This is a genomic window from Mycobacterium sp. (assembly GCF_052145595.1).
Classification (GTDB): domain Bacteria; phylum Actinomycetota; class Actinomycetes; order Mycobacteriales; family Mycobacteriaceae; genus Mycobacterium.
The window spans coordinates 1-18,042 of record NZ_JBKQOI010000261.1 but is presented as its reverse complement, the minus strand read 5'-3'; the positions used below and the strand labels follow the sequence as shown (position 1 = coordinate 18,042).

At 66.4% G+C, this 18,042-nt stretch carries 25 protein-coding genes and 1 pseudogene; 6 read left to right on the top strand and 20 right to left on the bottom strand.

The features are described 5' to 3' along the window. The 9 genes from rpl16 to rpsJ all read right to left on the bottom strand — a co-directional run. Positions 1–193 (bottom strand): large ribosomal subunit protein uL16 (gene rpl16, locus ACLP4W_RS22680; protein ID WP_442389659.1); only part of this gene is annotated, 193 nt, incomplete at its 3' end. Between the two features lie 3 nt (positions 194–196). Further along, positions 197–1,039 carry a 30S ribosomal protein S3 gene (gene rpsC, locus ACLP4W_RS22675; RefSeq protein WP_442389658.1) on the bottom strand — a complete coding sequence of 281 codons (843 nt, stop codon included), beginning with the start codon at positions 1,037–1,039 and terminating at the stop codon, positions 197–199. Next, on the bottom strand, positions 1,039–1,575 hold the full coding sequence (gene rplV, locus ACLP4W_RS22670) for a 50S ribosomal protein L22 (protein ID WP_442389657.1): 537 nt from the start codon (positions 1,573–1,575) through the stop codon (positions 1,039–1,041). The genes rpsC and rplV overlap by 1 nt, the downstream gene beginning before the upstream one ends. Then, on the bottom strand, positions 1,572–1,853 hold the full coding sequence (gene rpsS, locus ACLP4W_RS22665) for a 30S ribosomal protein S19 (protein ID WP_066907363.1): 282 nt from the start codon (positions 1,851–1,853) through the stop codon (positions 1,572–1,574). Before rpsS ends, rplV begins: the two co-directional genes overlap by 4 nt. 19 nt (positions 1,854–1,872) lie before the next feature. Continuing rightward, positions 1,873–2,715 carry a 50S ribosomal protein L2 gene (gene rplB / locus ACLP4W_RS22660; protein WP_442389656.1) on the bottom strand — a complete coding sequence of 281 codons (843 nt, stop codon included), beginning with the start codon at positions 2,713–2,715 and terminating at the stop codon, positions 1,873–1,875. A gap of 29 nt (positions 2,716–2,744) precedes the next feature. Continuing rightward, positions 2,745–3,047, bottom strand: a complete 303-nt coding sequence (gene rplW / locus ACLP4W_RS22655) for a 50S ribosomal protein L23 (RefSeq protein ID WP_442389655.1) — start codon at positions 3,045–3,047, stop codon at positions 2,745–2,747. Beyond that, positions 3,047–3,736 carry a 50S ribosomal protein L4 gene (gene rplD, locus ACLP4W_RS22650; RefSeq protein WP_442389654.1) on the bottom strand — a complete coding sequence of 230 codons (690 nt, stop codon included), beginning with the start codon at positions 3,734–3,736 and terminating at the stop codon, positions 3,047–3,049. The genes rplW and rplD overlap by 1 nt, the downstream gene beginning before the upstream one ends. Next, positions 3,736–4,389 carry a 50S ribosomal protein L3 gene (rplC, locus tag ACLP4W_RS22645; RefSeq protein WP_442389653.1) on the bottom strand — a complete coding sequence of 218 codons (654 nt, stop codon included), beginning with the start codon at positions 4,387–4,389 and terminating at the stop codon, positions 3,736–3,738. The genes rplD and rplC overlap by 1 nt, the downstream gene beginning before the upstream one ends. A 13-nt stretch (positions 4,390–4,402) precedes the next feature. After that, positions 4,403–4,708, bottom strand: a complete 306-nt coding sequence (rpsJ, locus tag ACLP4W_RS22640; protein ID WP_003873519.1) for a 30S ribosomal protein S10 — start codon at positions 4,706–4,708, stop codon at positions 4,403–4,405. A 333-nt stretch (positions 4,709–5,041) separates the two neighbouring features. Here rpsJ and ACLP4W_RS22635 point away from each other — a divergent pair. Both ACLP4W_RS22635 and ACLP4W_RS22630 read left to right on the top strand, forming a co-directional pair. Continuing rightward, positions 5,042–5,262 (top strand): annotated as a pseudogene (locus ACLP4W_RS22635) (IS1 family transposase); the annotation flags it as partial. 89 nt (positions 5,263–5,351) lie between these two features. Next, positions 5,352–5,684, top strand: a complete 333-nt coding sequence (locus ACLP4W_RS22630) for a hypothetical protein (protein WP_442389652.1) — start codon at positions 5,352–5,354, stop codon at positions 5,682–5,684. A 246-nt stretch (positions 5,685–5,930) separates the two neighbouring features. Here ACLP4W_RS22630 and ACLP4W_RS22625 read toward each other — a convergent pair whose 3' ends face one another. Continuing rightward, the gene (locus ACLP4W_RS22625; RefSeq protein WP_442389651.1) at positions 5,931–6,494 is read right to left on the bottom strand and encodes a hypothetical protein; all 564 of its coding nucleotides are present in this window, start codon (positions 6,492–6,494) and stop codon (positions 5,931–5,933) included. Between the two features lie 39 nt (positions 6,495–6,533). Continuing rightward, a complete protein-coding gene (locus tag ACLP4W_RS22620; RefSeq protein ID WP_442389650.1) occupies positions 6,534–6,854 on the bottom strand; it encodes a hypothetical protein in 321 nt (106 codons plus the stop codon). Here ACLP4W_RS22620 and ACLP4W_RS22615 point away from each other — a divergent pair. Beyond that, entirely contained in the window at positions 6,853–7,254 is a 402-nt protein-coding gene (locus tag ACLP4W_RS22615; protein ID WP_442389649.1) for a hypothetical protein, read from the top strand. The genes ACLP4W_RS22620 and ACLP4W_RS22615 overlap by 2 nt on opposite strands. 193 nt (positions 7,255–7,447) lie before the next feature. Beyond that, positions 7,448–8,308: a PE family protein gene (locus ACLP4W_RS22610; protein ID WP_442389648.1), complete on the top strand. Its 861-nt coding sequence runs from the start codon at positions 7,448–7,450 to the stop codon at positions 8,306–8,308. A 1-nt stretch (position 8,309) separates the two neighbouring features. Here ACLP4W_RS22610 and mftG read toward each other — a convergent pair whose 3' ends face one another. From mftG to mftA, 7 genes are all read right to left on the bottom strand, one after another. After that, positions 8,310–9,749 carry a mycofactocin dehydrogenase MftG gene (gene mftG / locus ACLP4W_RS22605; protein WP_442389647.1) on the bottom strand — a complete coding sequence of 480 codons (1,440 nt, stop codon included), beginning with the start codon at positions 9,747–9,749 and terminating at the stop codon, positions 8,310–8,312. 8 nt (positions 9,750–9,757) lie between these two features. Beyond that, the gene (gene mftF / locus ACLP4W_RS22600) at positions 9,758–11,170 is read right to left on the bottom strand and encodes a mycofactocin biosynthesis glycosyltransferase MftF (protein WP_442389646.1); all 1,413 of its coding nucleotides are present in this window, start codon (positions 11,168–11,170) and stop codon (positions 9,758–9,760) included. Then, complete coding sequence (gene mftE, locus ACLP4W_RS22595; RefSeq protein ID WP_442389645.1) at positions 11,167–11,910, bottom strand: mycofactocin biosynthesis peptidyl-dipeptidase MftE; 744 nt, start codon at positions 11,908–11,910, stop codon at positions 11,167–11,169. Before mftE ends, mftF begins: the two co-directional genes overlap by 4 nt. Positions 11,911–12,128: 218 nt before the next feature. Continuing rightward, the gene (mftD, locus tag ACLP4W_RS22590) at positions 12,129–13,319 is read right to left on the bottom strand and encodes a pre-mycofactocin synthase MftD (protein WP_442389644.1); all 1,191 of its coding nucleotides are present in this window, start codon (positions 13,317–13,319) and stop codon (positions 12,129–12,131) included. Between the two features lie 2 nt (positions 13,320–13,321). After that, positions 13,322–14,530, bottom strand: coding sequence for a mycofactocin radical SAM maturase (gene mftC / locus ACLP4W_RS22585; protein ID WP_442389643.1), 1,209 nt, complete (start codon positions 14,528–14,530; stop codon positions 13,322–13,324). Continuing rightward, a complete protein-coding gene (mftB, locus tag ACLP4W_RS22580; RefSeq protein WP_442389661.1) occupies positions 14,527–14,802 on the bottom strand; it encodes a mycofactocin biosynthesis chaperone MftB in 276 nt (91 codons plus the stop codon). Before mftB ends, mftC begins: the two co-directional genes overlap by 4 nt. Before the next feature lies 1 nt (position 14,803). Further along, entirely contained in the window at positions 14,804–14,893 is a 90-nt protein-coding gene (mftA, locus tag ACLP4W_RS22575; RefSeq protein WP_442389642.1) for a mycofactocin precursor MftA, read from the bottom strand. Positions 14,894–14,992: 99 nt separating this feature from the next. Between mftA and mftR the strand changes: the two genes are divergently transcribed. Beyond that, positions 14,993–15,589 carry a mycofactocin system transcriptional regulator gene (mftR, locus tag ACLP4W_RS22570; protein WP_442389660.1) on the top strand — a complete coding sequence of 199 codons (597 nt, stop codon included), beginning with the start codon at positions 14,993–14,995 and terminating at the stop codon, positions 15,587–15,589. Then, entirely contained in the window at positions 15,586–16,638 is a 1,053-nt protein-coding gene (locus ACLP4W_RS22565) for a DUF2332 domain-containing protein (protein ID WP_442389641.1), read from the top strand. Before mftR ends, ACLP4W_RS22565 begins: the two co-directional genes overlap by 4 nt. A gap of 17 nt (positions 16,639–16,655) precedes the next feature. Here the strand turns inward: ACLP4W_RS22565 and ACLP4W_RS22560 are convergent, their stop codons facing one another. Next, positions 16,656–17,609 carry a D-2-hydroxyacid dehydrogenase family protein gene (locus tag ACLP4W_RS22560; RefSeq protein WP_442389640.1) on the bottom strand — a complete coding sequence of 318 codons (954 nt, stop codon included), beginning with the start codon at positions 17,607–17,609 and terminating at the stop codon, positions 16,656–16,658. Between the two features lie 11 nt (positions 17,610–17,620). Beyond that, positions 17,621–18,042, bottom strand: a 422-nt coding sequence (locus ACLP4W_RS22555; RefSeq protein ID WP_442389639.1) for an oxidoreductase C-terminal domain-containing protein, incomplete at its 5' end; no start/stop codon positions are given.

The window sequence follows — 18,042 nt, the reverse complement described above, 5'->3', positions numbered from 1 at the left end:
ACACCTTGCCGCCACGCTTGATGTGCCGGTTTATGGCGATACGAGCGGACTCGATCTGCCGGTTGGTGACGTAGGCGTGCTCCAGCGCTTGGATGCCGTAGTCGCCGAAGCTCACCGACGTGCCACCGCTGGCAATCCCGCGCTGGCGCGGATGGTGTTGCTTGCGGTGCTTGACTCTGCGGGGAATCAACATGATTCAGCTCTCCGTACTCTGCGCCTCGACAGCAGGCGCCTCAACTGGTGCCGCGGCTGGCGGAACAGAAGTCTCCTCGGCACTCGACGCGGCGCGTCCGGCCTCGGTACTGGTCGCCGTGGTTCCGGCGGATCCGCTACGGCGCGGACGGGTGCCGGACGGTCGCTCGCGGCGGGGACGCTCGGCCCCGGCCGACGGCGCAACCAGCTCGCGCTTGCCACCGACGATGTCGCCCTTGTAGATCCACACCTTCACGCCGATCCGGCCGAAGGTGGTCTTGGCCTCGTACAGGCCGTAGTCGATATCGGCGCGCAGGGTGTGCAGCGGCACCCGGCCCTCGCGGTAGAACTCCGAGCGGCTCATCTCCGCGCCGCCGAGGCGGCCGGAGCACTGCACCCGGATGCCCTTGACGTTGGGCTGACGCATCGCCGACTGGATGGCCTTGCGCATCGCGCGGCGGAACGCCACCCGGTTGCTCAACTGTTCGGCGACGCCCTGGGCCACCAATTGTGCCTGCGATTCCGGGTTTTTGACTTCCAGGATGTTGAGCTGGACCTGCTTGCCGGTCAGCTTTTCCAGGTCGGCACGGATCCGGTCGGCCTCGGTGCCTCGGCGACCGATGACGATGCCGGGACGCGCGGTGTGGATGTCCACCCGCACCCGGTCGCGGGTGCGCTCGATCTCCACGTCGGCGATCCCGGCGCGCTCGAGCCCGGTGGACAGCAGCCGACGGATCGCGACGTCTTCCTTGACGTACTCCGAATACTGCTTGTCGGCATACCACCGAGACTTCCAGTCCGTGGTGATGCCCAGCCGGAAGCCGTGCGGATTGATCTTCTGGCCCACTAGTCTGAGCCTCCCTTCGCCTCAGAAGTCTCAGAAGCTGGCTTAGCCTCAGCGGATTTGGCTGAAGCTTTCGTAGCGGGGGCCTTCTTGGCCGGCGCCTTCTTGGCCGGTGCCTTCGCGGCGGCCTTGCTGGCCTCGGCACGACGGGCCCGCGTCGACTTCGCCGAACCCGGATCCTTGACCGGCCGGCTTTCCAGCACGACCGTGATGTGGCTGGTGCGCCGGCGAATCCGGAACGCGCGGCCCTGGGCGCGCGGACGGATGCGCTTGGCGGTGGGTCCGTCGTCGGCGTAGACGGTGGCAACCACCAGAGTCGCCGGGTCGAGCCCGTTGTTGTTCTGGGCGTTGGCCGCGGCACTCGCGATCACCTTCGCCACCGGCTCGCTGGCGGCCTGCGGCGCCCAGCGCAGGATGTCGAGTGCGTCGGTCACCGACTTGCCGCGCACCAGGTCGATAACCCGGCGCGCCTTGGTCGGCGACACCCGCACAAAGCGTGCTTTGGCGACCGCCGACGGAAATTCAGTAGTGCTGGTCATCGGCGCTTGGCCTTCCGATCGTCCTTGATGTGTCCCTTGAAGGTGCGGGTCGGCGCGAACTCACCAAGCTTGTGGCCCACCATCGCCTCGGTGACGAACACCGGGACGTGCTTGCGCCCGTCGTGCACGGCAAAGGTGTGGCCGATGAAGTCCGGAATGATCGTCGACCGACGCGACCAGGTCTTGATGACCTGCTTGGTGTTCTTCTCGTTCTGAACGTCGACCTTCTTGAGCAGGTGGCCGTCGACGAACGGACCCTTCTTCAGGCTGCGTGGCATGTGCTACTCCTGGGACTTCCTAGCGAGAGTGCTTCTTGCCGGTGCGCCGGCGTCGGACGATGAGCTTGTTACTGAGCTTGTTCGGATGGCGGGTGCGCCCCTCGGGCTTGCCCCAGGGGCTGACCGGGTGACGGCCACCCGAGGTCTTGCCCTCACCACCGCCGTGCGGGTGATCCACCGGGTTCATGACCACACCGCGGACCGAGGGACGCTTGCCCTTCCACCGCATGCGACCGGCCTTGCCCCAGTTGATGTTTGCCTGCTCGGCATTGCCGACCTCGCCGACGGTGGCGCGGCAGCGCACGTCGACGCGACGGATCTCACCGCTGGGCATCCGCAGCGACGCGTAGCTGCCCTCCTTGCCGAGCAACTGGATGCTCGACCCGGCCGAACGCGCGAGCTTGGCGCCGCCGCCCGGCCGCAGCTCCACCGCGTGGATCAAGGTACCGGCCGGGATGTTGCGCAGCGGCAGGTTGTTGCCCGGCTTGATGTCGGCGTTGGCGCCCGATTCCACCACGTCACCCTGCGAGAGCCCAAGTGGGGCAATGATGTAGCGCTTCTCGCCGTCAAGGTAGTGCAGCAACGCGATGTTGGCGGTGCGGTTCGGGTCGTACTCGATGTGCGCGACCTTGGCGTTGACACCGTCTTTGTCGTTGCGGCGAAAGTCGATCACCCGGTAGGCGCGCTTGTGCCCACCGCCCTGGTGGCGGGTGGTGATCCGGCCGTCCGTGTTGCGCCCACCACGACCGTGCAGCGGGCGCACCAACGACTTCTCCGGGTTCGACCGGGTGATCTCGGCGAAGTCGGACACGCTGGCGCCGCGGCGACCGGGTGTCGTTGGCTTGTACTTGCGAATTGCCATGTCTAATCAGGTCTCTCTCTCGCGCGCGGCTAGGCCGGCGCTCCGAACAGGTCGATCGGCTTGCTGCCCGGCGCCAGGGTGACGATGGCACGCTTGATGCTCTTGCGCTTGCCGTAGCCGGTCCTGGTGCGCTTACGCTTGCCCTGCCGGTTAGCGGTGTTCACCGATGCGACCTTGACGGAGAAGATCTTCTCGACAGCGATCTTGATCTGCGTCTTGTTCGAATCGGGGTGCACCACAAACGTGTACACGTTGTCGTCGAGCAGTCCATAGGACTTCTCGGAGATGACCGGCGCCAGGATGATGTCGCGGGGGTCAGCGATGGTCGCCATCAGGCCGAAACCTCCTCGGCAGTCGTCGTGTCGGCTGCAGTGTCGGCGGCCGTATTAGCAGCTATGTAGGCGGAGAGCGCCTCGACGCTGAACACCACGTCGTCGGCGCGCAGCACGTCATAGGTGTTGAGCTGGTCTGGCGCCAGGATGTGCACACCGGGCAGGTTGCGCACGCTCTTCGCACCCGCCTCGTCGCTGCGGCCGATGATGACCAGCACCTGCTTGCGATCGGTGAGGCTACCCAGAAATGCCTTGGCGCTCTTGGTCGAAGGAGTCTGGCCCGCGACCAACTCGGTAATCGCGTGGATGCGCCCGTTGCGCGCCCGATCGGACAGGGCCCCACGCAACGCCGCAGCGATCATTTTCTTGGGTGTGCGCTGGCTGTAGTCGCGCGGCTTGGGACCGTGCACGACGCCACCGCCGGTGAACTGCGGGGCCCGCGTCGAGCCCTGCCGGGCCCGTCCGGTTCCCTTCTGCCGGTAGGGCTTGCGGCCGCCGCCACGGACGTCGCCGCGTGTCTTCGTCGAGTGCGTACCCTGCCGAGCCGCCGCCCGTTGTGCGGTGACCACCTGGTGCATCAGCGCGACATTGGCCGGAGCATCAAACAACTCGGCCGGCAGCTCGATGGAGCCGTCGACCTTGCCGTCCGGCGTCTTGACATCAATTTTCAGCGACTTCTGGGCTGCCATTACTTCTCACCTCGTTTGATCGCGCTGCGGACCATCACGAGTCCACCGGTGCGGCCGGGGACCGCACCCTTGATCAGCAGCACGCCGTTCTCGGTATCGACCTTGTGCACCAACAGGTTCTGAACGGTCACCCGATCGTTGCCCATCCGGCCGGCCATCCGGGTGCCCTTGAAGACGCGCGCGGGAGTGGCGCAGCCGCCGATGGAACCCGGACGGCGGTGCACCGCCTGGGCACCGTGGCTGGCGCCCTGGCCGCGGAAGCCGTGGCGCTTCATGGTGCCGGCGAAGCCCTTGCCCTTGGAGGTGCCGGTCACGTCGACATAGCTGCCGTCGGCAAAGATCTCGGCCGTCAACTCCTGGCCAACCTCGTATTCGGCCGCCGCGTCCGGGTTGTCCAGGCGCAGTTCGGCCAGGTACCGGCGCGGGTTGACGCCCGCGGCGGCGTACTGACCGGTCACCGGCTTGTTGACCTTACGTGGACTGATCTCGCCGTACGCCAATTGAACGGCGCTGTAGCCATCGCGCTCCGGGGTCCGAATGCGGGTCACCACGTTCGGCCCGGCCTTCACCACCGTCACCGGCACGACGCGGTTGTTTTCGTCGAATACCTGCGTCATGCCCAGCTTGGTGCCCAGAATGCCTTTGCTTGCCATTGGTCTGGATCTCCTACTGGATGTTGACGTCGACACTGGCCGGTAGATCGATGCGCATAAGCGCGTCAACGGTCTTCGGCGTGGGATCGAGAATGTCGATCAACCGCTTGTGAGTGCGCATTTCGAAGTGCTCCCGCGAGTCCTTGTACTTATGCGGGGAGCGGATGACGCAGTACACGTTCTTCTCGGTCGGCAGCGGCACCGGCCCTACGACGCTGGCACCGGTGCGGACGACGGTCTCGACGATCTTGCGCGCCGATGCGTCAATAGCCTCATGGTCGTAGGCCTTGAGCCTGATGCGGATCTTCTGTCCCGCCACGCTTCTCCTACCCTCACTCTTCTTGAGGCCCGTGTCCGGGCCTGGTGCCCCCGGCGCGCCGATCCGCCCGGCCCGTCTTGGGCCGATCGAGCGTCGCGCCGGATACTGCGCCGCTGTTTACCTGTCGTGGTCCACCGGTCCCCGCGGTCGGGCGTGTCGCCCTTACGCAGCCTCGGCGCGGCCGATTTCAAGGCCAAAATTAGTCGCGTTCCAAGGATGGGACCGGACGCGCCCGTTTGGGCGCTGGTCGTATGCCCAGCCAGGCGCAAACCCGGCGCAAGGCAACCTGAACAGTATGCCCCAGATCGCGGTATCGGCCAAATTTCAGGGCCGCGGATGGGTATGCGCCGTTTCACCCGCCTCACCAACGGTTTCTCCAAAAAGGTGGAGAACCTAGCGCACGCGGTGTCGCTGCACTATATGAACTACAACTTCGCACGCCCCCACGCCACACTCACCAAAGCCGCCGGCGCAAAAAGCTCACACCCGCGATGGCCGCAGGCGTTGAGCGCCGCGTCTGGACGCACCGCGACATCGCCGCACTACTCGACTGACGCGGCCCGTGCCTTACCGCCTGTGAAGGCTTCCCATCACCACGCGTGTACCCATCGCGGATAGCTGGGTATTTGTGGTATTTGTGGGCATGCGTTTCATCTATGTCGTTGCGGCGGTCGGCACAGCCATCGCCGTCCTGCTCGTCGCCCCGGTTGTGCTGATCGGGGCGTCGTCTGCTCACGCTGACACTGGCGTCAATGGTTACGCTCGTTGCCTAGGAGGCGACGCGAAGCCCCCGCCGCCGGGGGTAAGTGCAGAAGATTGGTTTCCCAGCGTTCATGTGATGGCGACGGATCTCGATTCCGGTGATTCCCCTGCCCAAGTAGTTCAGATTTTAATCGGTATGGGAGTCAAGCCGAACGATGCCGCTACCCAAGTGAGGTGTTTTATGGCCAACGAACCGCGCGGAGCAGGGTATTGACGATGGAGGTTTTCTGCTCTCTGCGCGTGATCGTGTCTTGATTGTTTTTGGTTGAGACCTCGTTGCCCCCCAGGAACCCGATGAGACCAACTACGAGAGCAACTATCGCGGTCACGACGACCTGCACCAAAGTGATGTCCTTGCCTCCCCCCTTGTCGCCCATGTTGAAGCCCAGGTGACGCAACTGTGACAACTACCCCACTAAACGGAAACAAACTGACCTTCAAACTGACCCACTACCGGCCGCTACGCGCCACACCGTTCCCGATCGCTTTGGCTGACGCCGGCACCGCACCAATAAGGATTGCCGCCCTGCCAGCCCGGGAAGCCTTTCAACACCGTGGCCTTCAGTAGGCCGGGCGCCTGCCATACCAGCTGAATCGAGTCGCCCACGGCCGTCGACGGACCCGTACTCGGGTTAACCGAGGTTGTCTGGCCGTTGTGTAGGCCGTAGCTCACGCCAGTGACCGTGAGGGTTAGCTGCGTGTCATCGCCAGACACGACTCCCAGCGTGTCGGTCTCCGAGCAGGCGGCCTGGGGCCCGGCGCTGCACGGGCCCATGCCCAGGCTCGCGACGATGGTGGCCGTCGTCGGGGTGATGTCCAGGGTCGCATCGTGGACCTGCCAATGGCCCACGAAGCGGGCGCCGGCCGTCGCCGGGGGAGCCGCCGAAGCGGCCGGGGTTCCCGTAGTCGAGGACGCGACAATGCCGGAAGTATTCTTCGAGCACCCCGCCGTACCGAACGTAATCATCGTCGCGGTGATGGCGACCATCCATCCGAGCTTCACCATCGAGTTGTTTGCCGTCATCACGCTGCCCCTAGGGATACGCCTCAATGAGGGCTACGCTTACGCCTCAGCTGCGCCGCCGCCGCGAATCATACCGGAGGGCATCATGAACACCGCTTCGAAATTGGCCGCCACGTTGGTCGGGGCGGCGACGGTCGTGGCCTTTGTCGGCTGCTCGAGTTCCCACACGGCCACCAGTTCCGGCACACCGACCAGTTCCGCCACGACCACTGCCGGGCAATCCGCGTCGTCGAGCCCGCCGCAGGGCACCTCATCTGCCTCACCGGCGCCCGGAGCCGCGTCGCACGGGTCGGCGGGCGGCGTCGACGTCACCATCACCGCACCGGGGCCCACGACGGTCCGGCCTGGCGGACCGCCCATGCCGTTCAGCGTCACGCTGGTCAACACCACGACCGCCGGCCTCGCCCAGGTGGGCATGGTGGTATCTCTGGGCCACTGCTCGTGCAACCCGTCCGGCGCCGCGATGATGCCCGCCGGGTCGATGCAGATGCTTAACACCGACACCAACGCGTGGGTGACGGTACCGTACGTCGCCGAAGGGACCGGCACGGATTTCCTCTCCCAAACACTCGTCCCGCCGTTCGTGATCACTCAAGGTCAGACCATCACCTATCAACTCCAGCTGCAGCTCAACGCCAACCAGAATTTCACCGTCGGCAACGGCGCGTCCGCCATCGACGTGACGATGACGAACGTCACCACGAACACCGCGCTCGGCGTCAGCCCCACGGCATCGCTGCCTATCGCCGTCGAACCGTAACCGGATTCACAGCAGCCAGGCCCGGCGCGCCGGATGGTCTCCGCCCGGCGCTAGCCGGCGCAGAATCTGCGGCCAAAGTTCACCAACCCATCCGCTGAAAACGCCCCATGGGACCCGGGCGGGCGATAGCATCCGCTTGTACGGAGTTCGTTATGGGGAGGCGGACGATGTCGATGCTGTTCGGGGGAACGAAATGTCCTACGTAATCGCAGCACCCGAGTATGTGGCAGCCGCCGCAACGGATTTGGCGAATATCGGATCGACGATCGACTCCGCCAATTCCGCGGCTTTGGGCCCGGTGTCAAGCGTGCTGCCAGCCGGTGCCGACGAGGTATCGGCGAGCATCGCGGCGCTGTTCGACGCACACGCGCAGGCCTATCAGGCGCTCAGCGCCGCGGCAGAAGCGTTCCACAGTCAGTTTGTCCAGCTGATGACTGGCGGCGCGGCGGAATATGCCCTCACCGAGGCGGCCAACGCCTCGCCCCTGCAAACCGTTGGCCAGGGGGTGCTGAGTGGGGGCGGTGTCTCCAGTCAAGCCCCCAGTCAGGCTTTAGCGACCGCGCAGCCGCTGATCGGCAGCGCGGCATCGGCGGGTTCGGCGGCGGCTGGGGTACCGGCGGCAGCGGCGGGGTTGGCGGGCGGTTCGGCGACCGCCGCACCCGCGGCACACCTGGCGACGGCGGCTCCGCCGGTGTCGGCTGCACCCGCTGCGCTCGCGCCGACGGCTATGCCGGCCTCGGTGGCCTCGGCGGCGGCGCCGGCCAGCACGCCGACGGCGGCGATGCAGGCGGCAACGCCCGCTTACGCTCCGGCAACGACGCAGGCGGCGACGCCGGCTGCGGCGGAACCGGTCAGCGCGCCGGTAGCGGCGGTGCAGGCGGAAGCGCCGGAACTCTCTGCGCCAACGGCCGTGCCGGCGGTCGGTACGCCGGTAGCGGCCGCGCCAACGGCGACGGCGGCCTATTCCCCGGCAACTCCGCCGTATTCTCCGGCGGCGTCGCCAAAGGAGCAACCGGCGGCGGGGCAGGTCGAAATGCCGCCCCACTCAGCCTAATTCACGCAACGAATTCCGCGGCGCGGTGCCCCAGCATCACGATGGTCGCGTGCGGTCCGCGGCTGGTGATCGCCGGCAGGATGGAACCGTCGATCACCCACAGGTTTTCGATGCCGTAGACGCGACATCGTGGATCGACGACTGCGTGTGGGTCGGCATCGGTCCCCATTGGCGCCGTTCCGCAGAGGTGTTGCGACGTCGACCACACCGGTGACACGACATCGTTTGCCGCACCGGCTAATTCGCGGGCCAATTCACTGCCCTGACGCAGTGCCGAAACATCGTCGGGCTCGCTGTCATAGCGGTGCTCGATCCGCGGCGGCACGCCCGGATCGGGCGAGACCAGCGTGATGCGCCCACGCGCCCGGGGCCGCATTAGGGCCACTCCGATATGCGGCCAGTCGGGATGACCGGCAGTGCCGCCACCGGTCATTGCGACGAATCCGCCCGTATACGGCCTGATTTCAAGGTTGTCGGCGGTGCTGAGCACCACCTCCAGCACGGGCCGCGCAGGAGCGACCGGCCAGTCGGTCGGCAGCACCCATTCGGGATGGTCGGCGAAAGACATCCCGACCGGCAGGGGTGTCACAACCGGCACGCCGACCGCCCGCAACATCGCTTCGGATCCGACACCGGAAAGCATCAGCAGATGCGCCGACCGAATCGCACCGGCACACAATACGATTCGGCCTGCGGTGAGCGTGATCGCGCCTTGCGGGCCGATCGCGTCGACACCCACCGCGGCGGTCCCCGCGAAACGTATTCGCAATGCACGAGTTTGCTCCAGCAGCCTCAGGTTCGATCGTCCCAGAGCCGGAATCAGAAATGCCGCGCCGGATCCGATGCGCACACCGTCAACGATGTTGAGCGGAACAGCGCCTACCCCCGAAATCGGCTCCGGCCCACAATCATTGAGGTCGGCAATCCAGTCAAACCCAGCGCGCTCGGCCGCAGCAATGAAACGCTCAGTGGCACCAGTCATTTCGTGAGTTCGACGAACGAGAATGGGACCGCTATCGCCATGGGCGGGATTATTGAAATCCAGGTCGGTCTCGATGGCGCGGAAGCTGTCCAGGACGTCGCCCCACGCCCAGCCCGGTATTGCCGCGCGATCAAAGTCGCGCGGCAATGCCCTGCAGAAATAGCCGCCGTTGACCGCACCCGAACCGCCGACCGTCGCCCCGCGCACGATCGACATGTGGCGAACGGGTTGATCGGTGAGCCGGCTCTGGTAACGCTGGACCAGCGGGCTGGCGGCCCCGATCGGCAGTTGCAACCCATTGGCGGTTTGGGCCAGCAGTCCCGGATCGGCGAGTCCGGGCCCTGCCTCGACGACGGTCACAGCACGGCCGGGATCGGCAGAAAGGCGTTCGGCAACAACCGATCCAGCACTGCCGGCGCCGACTATCAGCACATCGCTGTGCGGTACGGCTGTGGTCAAGGCGGCCGCTAGCTCCGAATCTGGGGTTTGAGCGCGCGCAGGTTCCGCTCGCGCAACACACCCCACCACAGCCCGAGGCCGTAAGCCAGGTCATCGACGCGCTTGAGCAACAGGTAGGTCAGCAGCCCGATCGGTTCGGCATCGTCGCCGGTGGCATCCCGGCGGCGAAGCCAGTCCACCACGCCGTCCATCACGGCGGCGACCAGCACGACCCGTCTACAGTGACGCGACACTATGGCCGCGAGCAGTGCCAGCGGCCAATAGTGGCGGCACAGGGCCGACGCCAACTGCAGCGCCGCCGACCACAGCCCGCGGGTTGCGACCACGAAGACATCGGTGAGCGAAGTGTCGGCGCTGCGCATGGCCTTGGCAATCCGCCGACCCGTCAGCAGGGCGACCACGAACGCCGCGAGCTGACTCAGGCTCGTCCCGACCGCCATGAGGATCCAGACCATCAGCGCCCAGCCGGAGATCACCACCGGCGCCGTCTTGTCCGGGTGGCGCACGGACAGCGGAGCCGCCGAGCCGCCATAAAACGCTTTGCGCGAAAGCCAATCCCGTAATTCGGTGCGGTGATCGTGGGCGACCAGCGCGATTGGCTCGTAGCGCAGCCGGGCGCCCGCTTCGATGAGCCGCCAGCACAGGTCGACGTCCTCGCCGGACTGCATGGTCTCGTCGAACCCGCCGATATCACGGATGGCCGAGCAGCGGCAGATGATCGCCGCGCTGGGAACGTAGGAGACCGTGCTGTGGGGCAACACCGGCGCTTCGCGCTCCCCGAGATCCAGTGACGAGTGCACGGCCTCATAACGCGCTACCAGATTCTCGTTGTGCGACAAACCGACGATGCGCGGTGCGACCAGAGCGACGGTGGGATCGCAGAAGTGACCGAGCAGGGCTTCCAGCCAGCCCCGGCGCGGGGAGACATCGGAGTCCAAGAACGCGACGAAGTCGGTCGTGCAGGCGGCCAGCCCGGTGTTGCGGGCCGCCGCCGGACCCTTGCTATAAGGATGGCGCAACACTTCGATGTCGCAGTGTGCGCCGACGAAGTCCTCCGGCTCGATCGGGGGGGTCGAACCATCGTCCACCACGATGACGCGCAATCCGCGCAGCGAGCTCACCAAGCACCGCACACCGGGAACGTTGTCCCGCACCGGAATTACCACCGTCACGTCACGGTGCGAGGGGCCACCCGCGGGCCGGGGATGGGCCACCGCGGCGTCCAGCAGGGTGCGGGCCAGTTGGGCACTGACGTCGTCGCGAACCTTCAGCCGGCCGTCGCACAGCATGCCCTGAGCGACCGGAGCCAACTTCAGCAGGCGCGTCGGTGAGCCACCGAGCAAGGCCGAGCCGTCGCCGAGTACCCGCACGCGACGATCGACCTGGACGGCGAACCCGTCCGGTAGCCGGGGCTGACTCATGTCAGCATTCCGTCGGGCCCGGGCACCCAGCGGACGACTCGGCGCACACACCCGTCGACCATCTCGGCCAGGATGCGCTTACCCTCGGCGGCGGTCGCGGTGGTCGGGTCTCCCAACACGCCCACCCGGCTCACCGCCGCCACTCCCCCGCGGCGCATCGATCCGAGCAACTCGGGCAACGGCGTCCGGTTACCGGTGAGCCACCGATCGGTCAGCACATCGGTCGGCGAGACATGCAGCAACACTGATGTTTCGGTGTGGCCGGCGTGGGCATCGCCGCCCGCGGCAACGCAGGGGCACCATCCGACGTCCCCGCCTTCGGCGCGCAGCGTGCGCACCGCGCCGCTCAACGCGGCGACATTGCCGCCGTGACCGTTCACGAAGACCAGGCGCTGGGCCCAGCAGGCGGCCGACCTGCCGTACTCCACCAGGAGCATCGTCAGGGCCTCGGTGCCGATGGAGATGGTTCCGGAGAAGTCCTGGTGCTCGCCGCTGGCGCCATAGGCGATCGCCGGTGCCACCAACCACTCCTGTCCGAGCCGACCCCGCAGAGCAGCCCCGGCCCCCCGGGCGACCGCCGTCGCGATCCGGGTGTCGGTGTCCAACGGCAGGTGCGGACCGTGTTGTTCGGTCGACCCCAGCGGGATCAATATCGACGGCGAGATGCTTGATAGCTGGCTCGACGTCGCGGCTCCTAATTCCCCGAGTACGGGCACTGGCTGATGGTAGGACGAATTCACCTGGCGTGCACCAATTGTTGAACGATGAAAGTAAATTTTTTTCTGGCTTGTTCACCGGCCGGTCAAATTCGACGGCTCGTGCGTCACGGTTACCTCGCAAGCACCACAATTCTCGCGGCCGTCCATTGTCGGTGACGGCATTACGCACGTGTCTAAAACTGCACAAATCTGACCTGGGGAAAGTAGGTTAACATGGCCCGGTTTAACTGCAAAACGTCCTAGGCATCCCCGGCGGACGGCACACCCATCGCCCGCGCGAAACCGGCCGGCACGAGGATGTCGGCCGGGCGCAGGTCGTGGACCGACGAGTGCCCCAGGCCCAGCAGCGCCGAGTCGATACCACCGCGCAAGATGTCGAGGACGTTTTCGACACCGGCCTGGCCGGCCGCGCCGAGGCCCCACAGGTACGCCCGGCCGATCATCACCGCGCGCGCCCCCAGCGCCACCGCCTTGACGACGTCGCTCCCGCGCCGGATGCCGCCGTCCAGCAACACCTCGACCTGATCACCGACCGCTGCGGCTATCGCGGGCAGGGCGCGGATCGACGCCGGTGTGCCGTCCAGGTTGTTGCCGCCGTGATTCGACACCGATATCGCCGAAACACCGGCGTCTACGGCTCTTTTGGCGTCATCGACGCGCATCACGCCCTTGAGCATGAATGGTCCGCCCCACAGCTCGCGGAGCCAGGCGATGTCTTCCCAGGTCGGTGGCGGTGTGCCCATCCATTCCCCATACGCGGCGAAGAAGGGGGGACCCGGCTCGCCGCGGCGGCCCTGGTTCGGCACTCGCAGCTCCGGCGGCCGCAGCGTCTTGCCGAACTTCCACAGCCACCGCGGCCGCACGATCGCTTCCGGGGACAGCCGCAGGAAGGTCCGCAGATCCATCTGTTCGGGGATCTTGGGGCTGCCCCAGTCCCGCCCGTGTGAGAACGTCCAGTCGGTGGTGACGATCAAACCGACCGCGCCGGCCTGACGCGCCCGCTCCACCCGCTCGGCGATTGCGTCGCGCCCGCCGGCCCAGTAAACCTGGAAGAATAGCTTGGGATTGGCGGCGATCACCTCCTCGATCGGTTTACTGGCGAACGAGGACAGCCCCATCGCCGTTCCCCGCGCCGCCGCGGCCCGCGCGACGGCAACCTCACCGTCTGGATCAACCGCCTGAACGCCGGTCGGTGAAATGACTACTGGTAGCGAAATATCCTGTCCCATAACGGTAGTCGATAAATCACGCTTTTCCTGGGCGCCAATGACGTGCGGCGCAAAACCGAGTTCACTGAATGCTTGGACATTGTCGGCCACCGTAATTCCTTTTTCGCTGGCCGAAATCAGGGATGAATAAACGGATTTCGGTAATCGCCGCTTAGCGCGTTGCTGGGCGATGGCGACCGTTTCGAACCATTTGTCGGCCATGGCTACAGTGGGCTTTCGTTGCAAAGGCGCGCCGGCGGTCGCACGGACAGTGTCAGTGGCACCGGCTGGCGGACCGACCGCCCGTGCGAGTGATCGGCGCGCGGCCGCGGCGCCTCGCGCTCGCGGGCCAGCGCCGACGCGCTGTGCCCCTGGACGCATTCGGGATCCGGACCGTCAATCGGCAGGCCGGTGAAGAATTTGGCCGCCATGCACCCGCCCCGGCAACTGTCATAGTGCCCACAGCTGCCACACGCGCCGGCGGACTGCGGCTCGCGCAGCTCCCGAAACAGCGGTGCGTTCTTCCAGACGCTGGAGAAGCCAGCCCTAAAACCGGTGTCCGTCAACACATTTCCGGCCAGGAAGCGGTCGTGGATGGCGAACGGGCAGGCGTATACGTCGCCCACCGGGTCGATCAGGCATACCACCCGGCCGGCTCCGCACATGTTCAGGCCGGCCAGGGCGCCGGACTGGCCGAGCGGCGACAGATGGAAGAAGGAGTCACCGGTGAGCACCCGCTCCCCCTTGGCGACCAGCCAGTCGTAGAGCGCAACCTGCTGGGCGGCGGTGGGGTGCAGTTCTTCCCAAACGTCGGCCCCACGCCCCGACGGGCGCAGCCGGGTGATCCGCAGGGTGGCGCCGTAACAGCTTGCCAATGCCGCGAATTCGTCGAGCTGCCCGACGTTGTGCCGGGTGACCACAACGGAGATCTTGGGGCCTCCGGCTTGAGTGAAGCCCGCCGCGGCCAGGTTTTCCAGCGCGCGCACCGCCATGGCGAATGAGCCGGTGCCGCGGACGGCGTCGTTGACCTCGGCGGTGGCACCGTCGAGCGAAATCTGAACGTCGACGTAGTCACTGGCGGCCAACCGAGCGGCGACTTCCGGAGTGATCCGGACCCCGTTGGTAGAGAACTTCACGCCGACGTGGTGTGCGGTGGCGTAGTCCACCAACTCCCAGAAGTCCGGGCGCGCCGTGGGTTCCCCGCCGCCGATGTTGACGTAGAACACCTGCATGCGTTCCAACTCGTCGACGATGTCCATGCATTGGCGGGTGGACAACTCTCGTGGGTCGCGTTTGCCCGATGACGAAAGGCAATGCACGCAGGCCAGATTGCACGCGTACGTCAGCTCCCACGTCAGGCAGATGGGTGCGTCCAGCCCGCGTTCGAACTGCTCGATGAGCCGGGGTACGGCGGTCTTGGTTGGCGCGGTCATTGATGAGCCTCCTGAGGCACCAGCATGTTGGATTCGGCCAATACACCCAGCGCGTGCAGGTAAGGTCCCTGCCCGGCGCCGTCCACGCCGGCGGCGCGGCAGGCGGACCGGACATCGGGGTGGTCGGCCAGTGACCGCACCACCCTCAGGATGGTCCGGTCCTTCAAAAAGGACAGCTTGCGGGTGCCGAAGTGGTAGAGCAGCGCGCCGAACGGCTCTGGTCGAACCGCCACCTGCGGGTGCAACCGCCAGCCGCGATCAGGATCGAACAGGTCAGTAGACCCCGCACATTCCGTCGATGGACACCTCTTCGACCAGGGTCTCGGCGACGAGTTCGGTGTCAGTGTCGGTTTCGTGGTCCATGCGGATTTACCTTTCGTCGGGTCTCGGCAACGATGAGGCTCGAGTCACAATTGTCGTCAGAATATGGCATCGAGTGCCGAAATGGAAGGGCGGGGTCCGATGATGTCGCAGTCGCGGGTGGGCCGGCGCCGCTCGACGACACCGCACCACATCACCGACGTCGCCATCGAGTTGTTCACCGCCGACGGTTTTGCCGAGGTGAGCGTCGACGATGTCGCACAGGCCGCCGGCATTTCTCGCCGCACGCTGTTCCGCTATTACGCGTCCAAGAACGCCATCCCCTGGGGTGATTTCGATACGCACCTCGCGCACCTGCGGGAGCTGCTCGACAACGTCGATCCTCGGGTGCCGCTCGGCGAGGCGCTGCGCGCGGCGCTGTTGGCGTTCAACACCTTTGACGAGTCCGAGACCGTCCGGCACCGCCAGCGCATGCGAGTCATCCTGCAAACCGCGGAACTGCAGGCCTATTCGATGACGATGTACGCCGGCTGGCGCGAGGTGATCGCCGAGTTCGTGGCCCGCCGGTCGGGCGCCAAGACGACCGACCTGCTGCCCCAGACCGTCGCCTGGACGATGCTCGGGGTGGCATTGAGCGCCTACGAGCAATGGCTGGGCGACGAATCTGTCCCGCTGCCGGTGGCGCTCGGCAACGCGTTCGATGTCGTCGGCGCCGGGCTGGAACGACTGAACTTGTGAGTGCCGGCGTCGAGCACCTGTTGCACACCTTGCGGTCGCAGGGGCGGTTCTGCACCGCCTCCGGCTCTGCGATGTACGGCGAGCTGTTTGAGCTGGTGGCCAACGACGTCGAAACCGGCGGCGTCTTCGCGACCATATTGTCCGGTCACGAAGACGACCCATCGCGCGATGCGGTGCCGCTTCGGCTGCTCGGCGGGCTGCACCGGTTGGTGCTCGACGGCCGGGCACCGAAATTGCGCCGCTGGTATCCCAGCACCGGAGGTACGTGGGACGCCGAGAACGCCTGGCCCGAAATCGCGCTGACCGCGGCCGACCACACCGATGCGCTGCGTTCGGCTCTCGACCAACCGCCGCAGACCAACGAGGTGGGCCGATCCGCTGCGCTGGTCGGCGGGCTGTTGCACATCAACGGTGAATTGAATTTGCCGATAAGGCTTTTCGAGATCGGATCGAGCGCCGGACTGAACATGCGGGCAGACCATTACCACTACCGCTACACCGGCGGCCAGTGGGGACCGGTCGACTCGCCGGTGACCCTCGACGACGCATGGCGCGGCGCGCTGCCGCCGCAGGGTGCGGTGCGGATCGTCGAGCGGCGTGGCTACGACATCGCGCCCATCGACGTCACCGGCGTCGACGGGGAGCTGACGGCGTTGGGCTACGTCTGGCCCGACCAAGGCGCCCGGCTGGACCGGCTGCGCGGCGCCATCGCGGTCGCCCGCAGCGTCCCGGCGCAACTACATCGTCAAACGGCTGCGGACGCGGTCACCGGACTGACGCTGGCCGACGGTGCGTTGACCGTGCTGTGGCATTCGATCACCTGGCAGTATCTGTCCGCCGAGGAACGGGAAGCGGTCCGTGACGGGGTGCAGGCGCTGGCCGGTCGGGCCGATGCGCGGTCACCCTTCGCCCACCTCACCCTGGAACCCGCGCGTGACGGGCCCGGCGCACCGATCAAGTTTTTGGTGCGAGCCCGTATTTGGCCGGGCGGCGAGCTTGCGACCCTCGCCGAATGCCACCCGCACGGTCCACCGGTGAATTGGCACTAGTCTTTCGCGACCACCGCTCAGGGCGTGCGGTCCAGCCAGGCCACCACGGCCGCCACGGTGTCCGAATAGAAGGCACCCAGCATCTCGCGGGTGACGTACCCCAGGTGCGGAGACAACGTCACATTCGGCAGAAGTCTCAACGGGTGGTCGGGCGGAAGCGGTTCGACGTCAAAGACATCGAGCCCGGCGCCGGCGATACGCCCGGTCTTGAGCGCGGCGATCAGGGCGGCCTCATCGACGATCGGGCCCCGAGACGTGTTGATCAAGTAGGCGTGCGGCCTCATCAGGTCCAGCTCGCGTTGGGCGACCAGGCCCCGCGTGCGCTCCGAGAGCACCAGGTGGACGGAGACCACATCGGATTCTTCGAACAGCGTCGCTTTCTCGACCCGGCGGGCACCGGCCGCCGCCGCGGCCTCCCCGGTGAGATTTTGGCTCCACGCAATGACTTCCATGCCGAACGCTTTCGCGTATTCGGCCATGCGTTTGCCGATCCTGCCAAGGCCGAGAAGGCCGAGCGTCTTACCGGACAGCGTCATGCCCGCGGTGGTCTGCCACCCGCCCTCCCGCATGCGGCGATGCTCTTCGGCCAGATTGCGCACCGTCGCGATCATCAATCCCCAGGCGAGTTCCGGGGTGGCGTCGCGAACGGACCTGAATCGGGGATCAGCGAAGTTCGAGTGGGCGACCTGGATGCCGCATTCGCTGGCCGCGGCCATGTCCAGGTTAGGCAGGCTCCTGCCGACGATGGTGATCAGTCTCAGGTTCGGCAGCTGCTCGATGAGTGTGCGCGGCAATGCCATACGCTCGCGCATGGTGCAGATGACGTCGAACGGCCGCAACGCCTGCGCGGCCTCCGACTCGGAAAGGTGCCGATCGAAAACGGTCACTTCCGCTCGGGCCCACACCGGCGACCAGTCGGCAAGGTCGAGGGCCAAGCCGGCGTAGTCGTCGAGTATCGCCACCCTGGGCATCGGTCTCCCCGTCAGCCCAGCACCTCGGCAATGGGCGTGGCAGACGCGATCTTGGCGCGGACCTTCATGACCTTGCCGGGCATCCCCCCGCCGACCACGCCGACCAGTACCCCGTCGCGCTCGTAGTAGGCCAGGAACTTGCGGCCGTCGTCCTCGACGAGATGGACGATGTCGGTGGCTTCCGGCTCCCCCAGACACTGGATCTTGACGTCGTATTGGTCGCTCCAGAAATACGGGACGATCACGATGGCGGGCACGTCCTGTCCGAGCATCGCGGGCACCACGACGCGGGCCTGGTCGGCCACGTTGCTCCAATGTTCCACGCGCGCGTGGTGTCCCGTCGGATCACGCCACGATGCGACGTCGCCCAGCGCCCACACGTTGGGGGCGCTGGTGCGTCCGGCCTCGTCGCAGATGACGCCGTTGTCGACTT

Coding starts and splice junctions, on each gene's coding strand:
- mftD (WP_442389644.1), bottom strand. CDS start 13,319: ATGGCCGACAAATGGTTCGAAACGGTCGCCATCGCCCAGCAACGCGCT.
- mftF (WP_442389646.1), bottom strand. CDS start 11,170: ATGAGTCAGCCCCGGCTACCGGACGGGTTCGCCGTCCAGGTCGATCGT.
- mftA (WP_442389642.1), bottom strand. CDS start 14,893: ATGGACCACGAAACCGACACTGACACCGAACTCGTCGCCGAGACCCTG.
- ACLP4W_RS22630 (WP_442389652.1), top strand. CDS start 5,352: ATGCGTTTCATCTATGTCGTTGCGGCGGTCGGCACAGCCATCGCCGTC.
- rplC (WP_442389653.1), bottom strand. CDS start 4,389: ATGGCAAGCAAAGGCATTCTGGGCACCAAGCTGGGCATGACGCAGGTA.
- mftR (WP_442389660.1), top strand. CDS start 14,993: ATGATGTCGCAGTCGCGGGTGGGCCGGCGCCGCTCGACGACACCGCAC.
- ACLP4W_RS22620 (WP_442389650.1), bottom strand. CDS start 6,854: ATGGGCGGTCCGCCAGGCCGGACCGTCGTGGGCCCCGGTGCGGTGATG.
- rplB (WP_442389656.1), bottom strand. CDS start 2,715: ATGGCAATTCGCAAGTACAAGCCAACGACACCCGGTCGCCGCGGCGCC.
- ACLP4W_RS22615 (WP_442389649.1), top strand. CDS start 6,853: ATGCCGTTCAGCGTCACGCTGGTCAACACCACGACCGCCGGCCTCGCC.
- rplD (WP_442389654.1), bottom strand. CDS start 3,736: ATGGCAGCCCAGAAGTCGCTGAAAATTGATGTCAAGACGCCGGACGGC.
- rpsS (WP_066907363.1), bottom strand. CDS start 1,853: ATGCCACGCAGCCTGAAGAAGGGTCCGTTCGTCGACGGCCACCTGCTC.
- rplV (WP_442389657.1), bottom strand. CDS start 1,575: ATGACCAGCACTACTGAATTTCCGTCGGCGGTCGCCAAAGCACGCTTT.
- mftC (WP_442389643.1), bottom strand. CDS start 14,530: ATGACCGCGCCAACCAAGACCGCCGTACCCCGGCTCATCGAGCAGTTC.
- rplW (WP_442389655.1), bottom strand. CDS start 3,047: ATGGCGACCATCGCTGACCCCCGCGACATCATCCTGGCGCCGGTCATC.
- ACLP4W_RS22625 (WP_442389651.1), bottom strand. CDS start 6,494: ATGACGGCAAACAACTCGATGGTGAAGCTCGGATGGATGGTCGCCATC.
- ACLP4W_RS22610 (WP_442389648.1), top strand. CDS start 7,448: ATGTCCTACGTAATCGCAGCACCCGAGTATGTGGCAGCCGCCGCAACG.
- ACLP4W_RS22560 (WP_442389640.1), bottom strand. CDS start 17,609: ATGCCCAGGGTGGCGATACTCGACGACTACGCCGGCTTGGCCCTCGAC.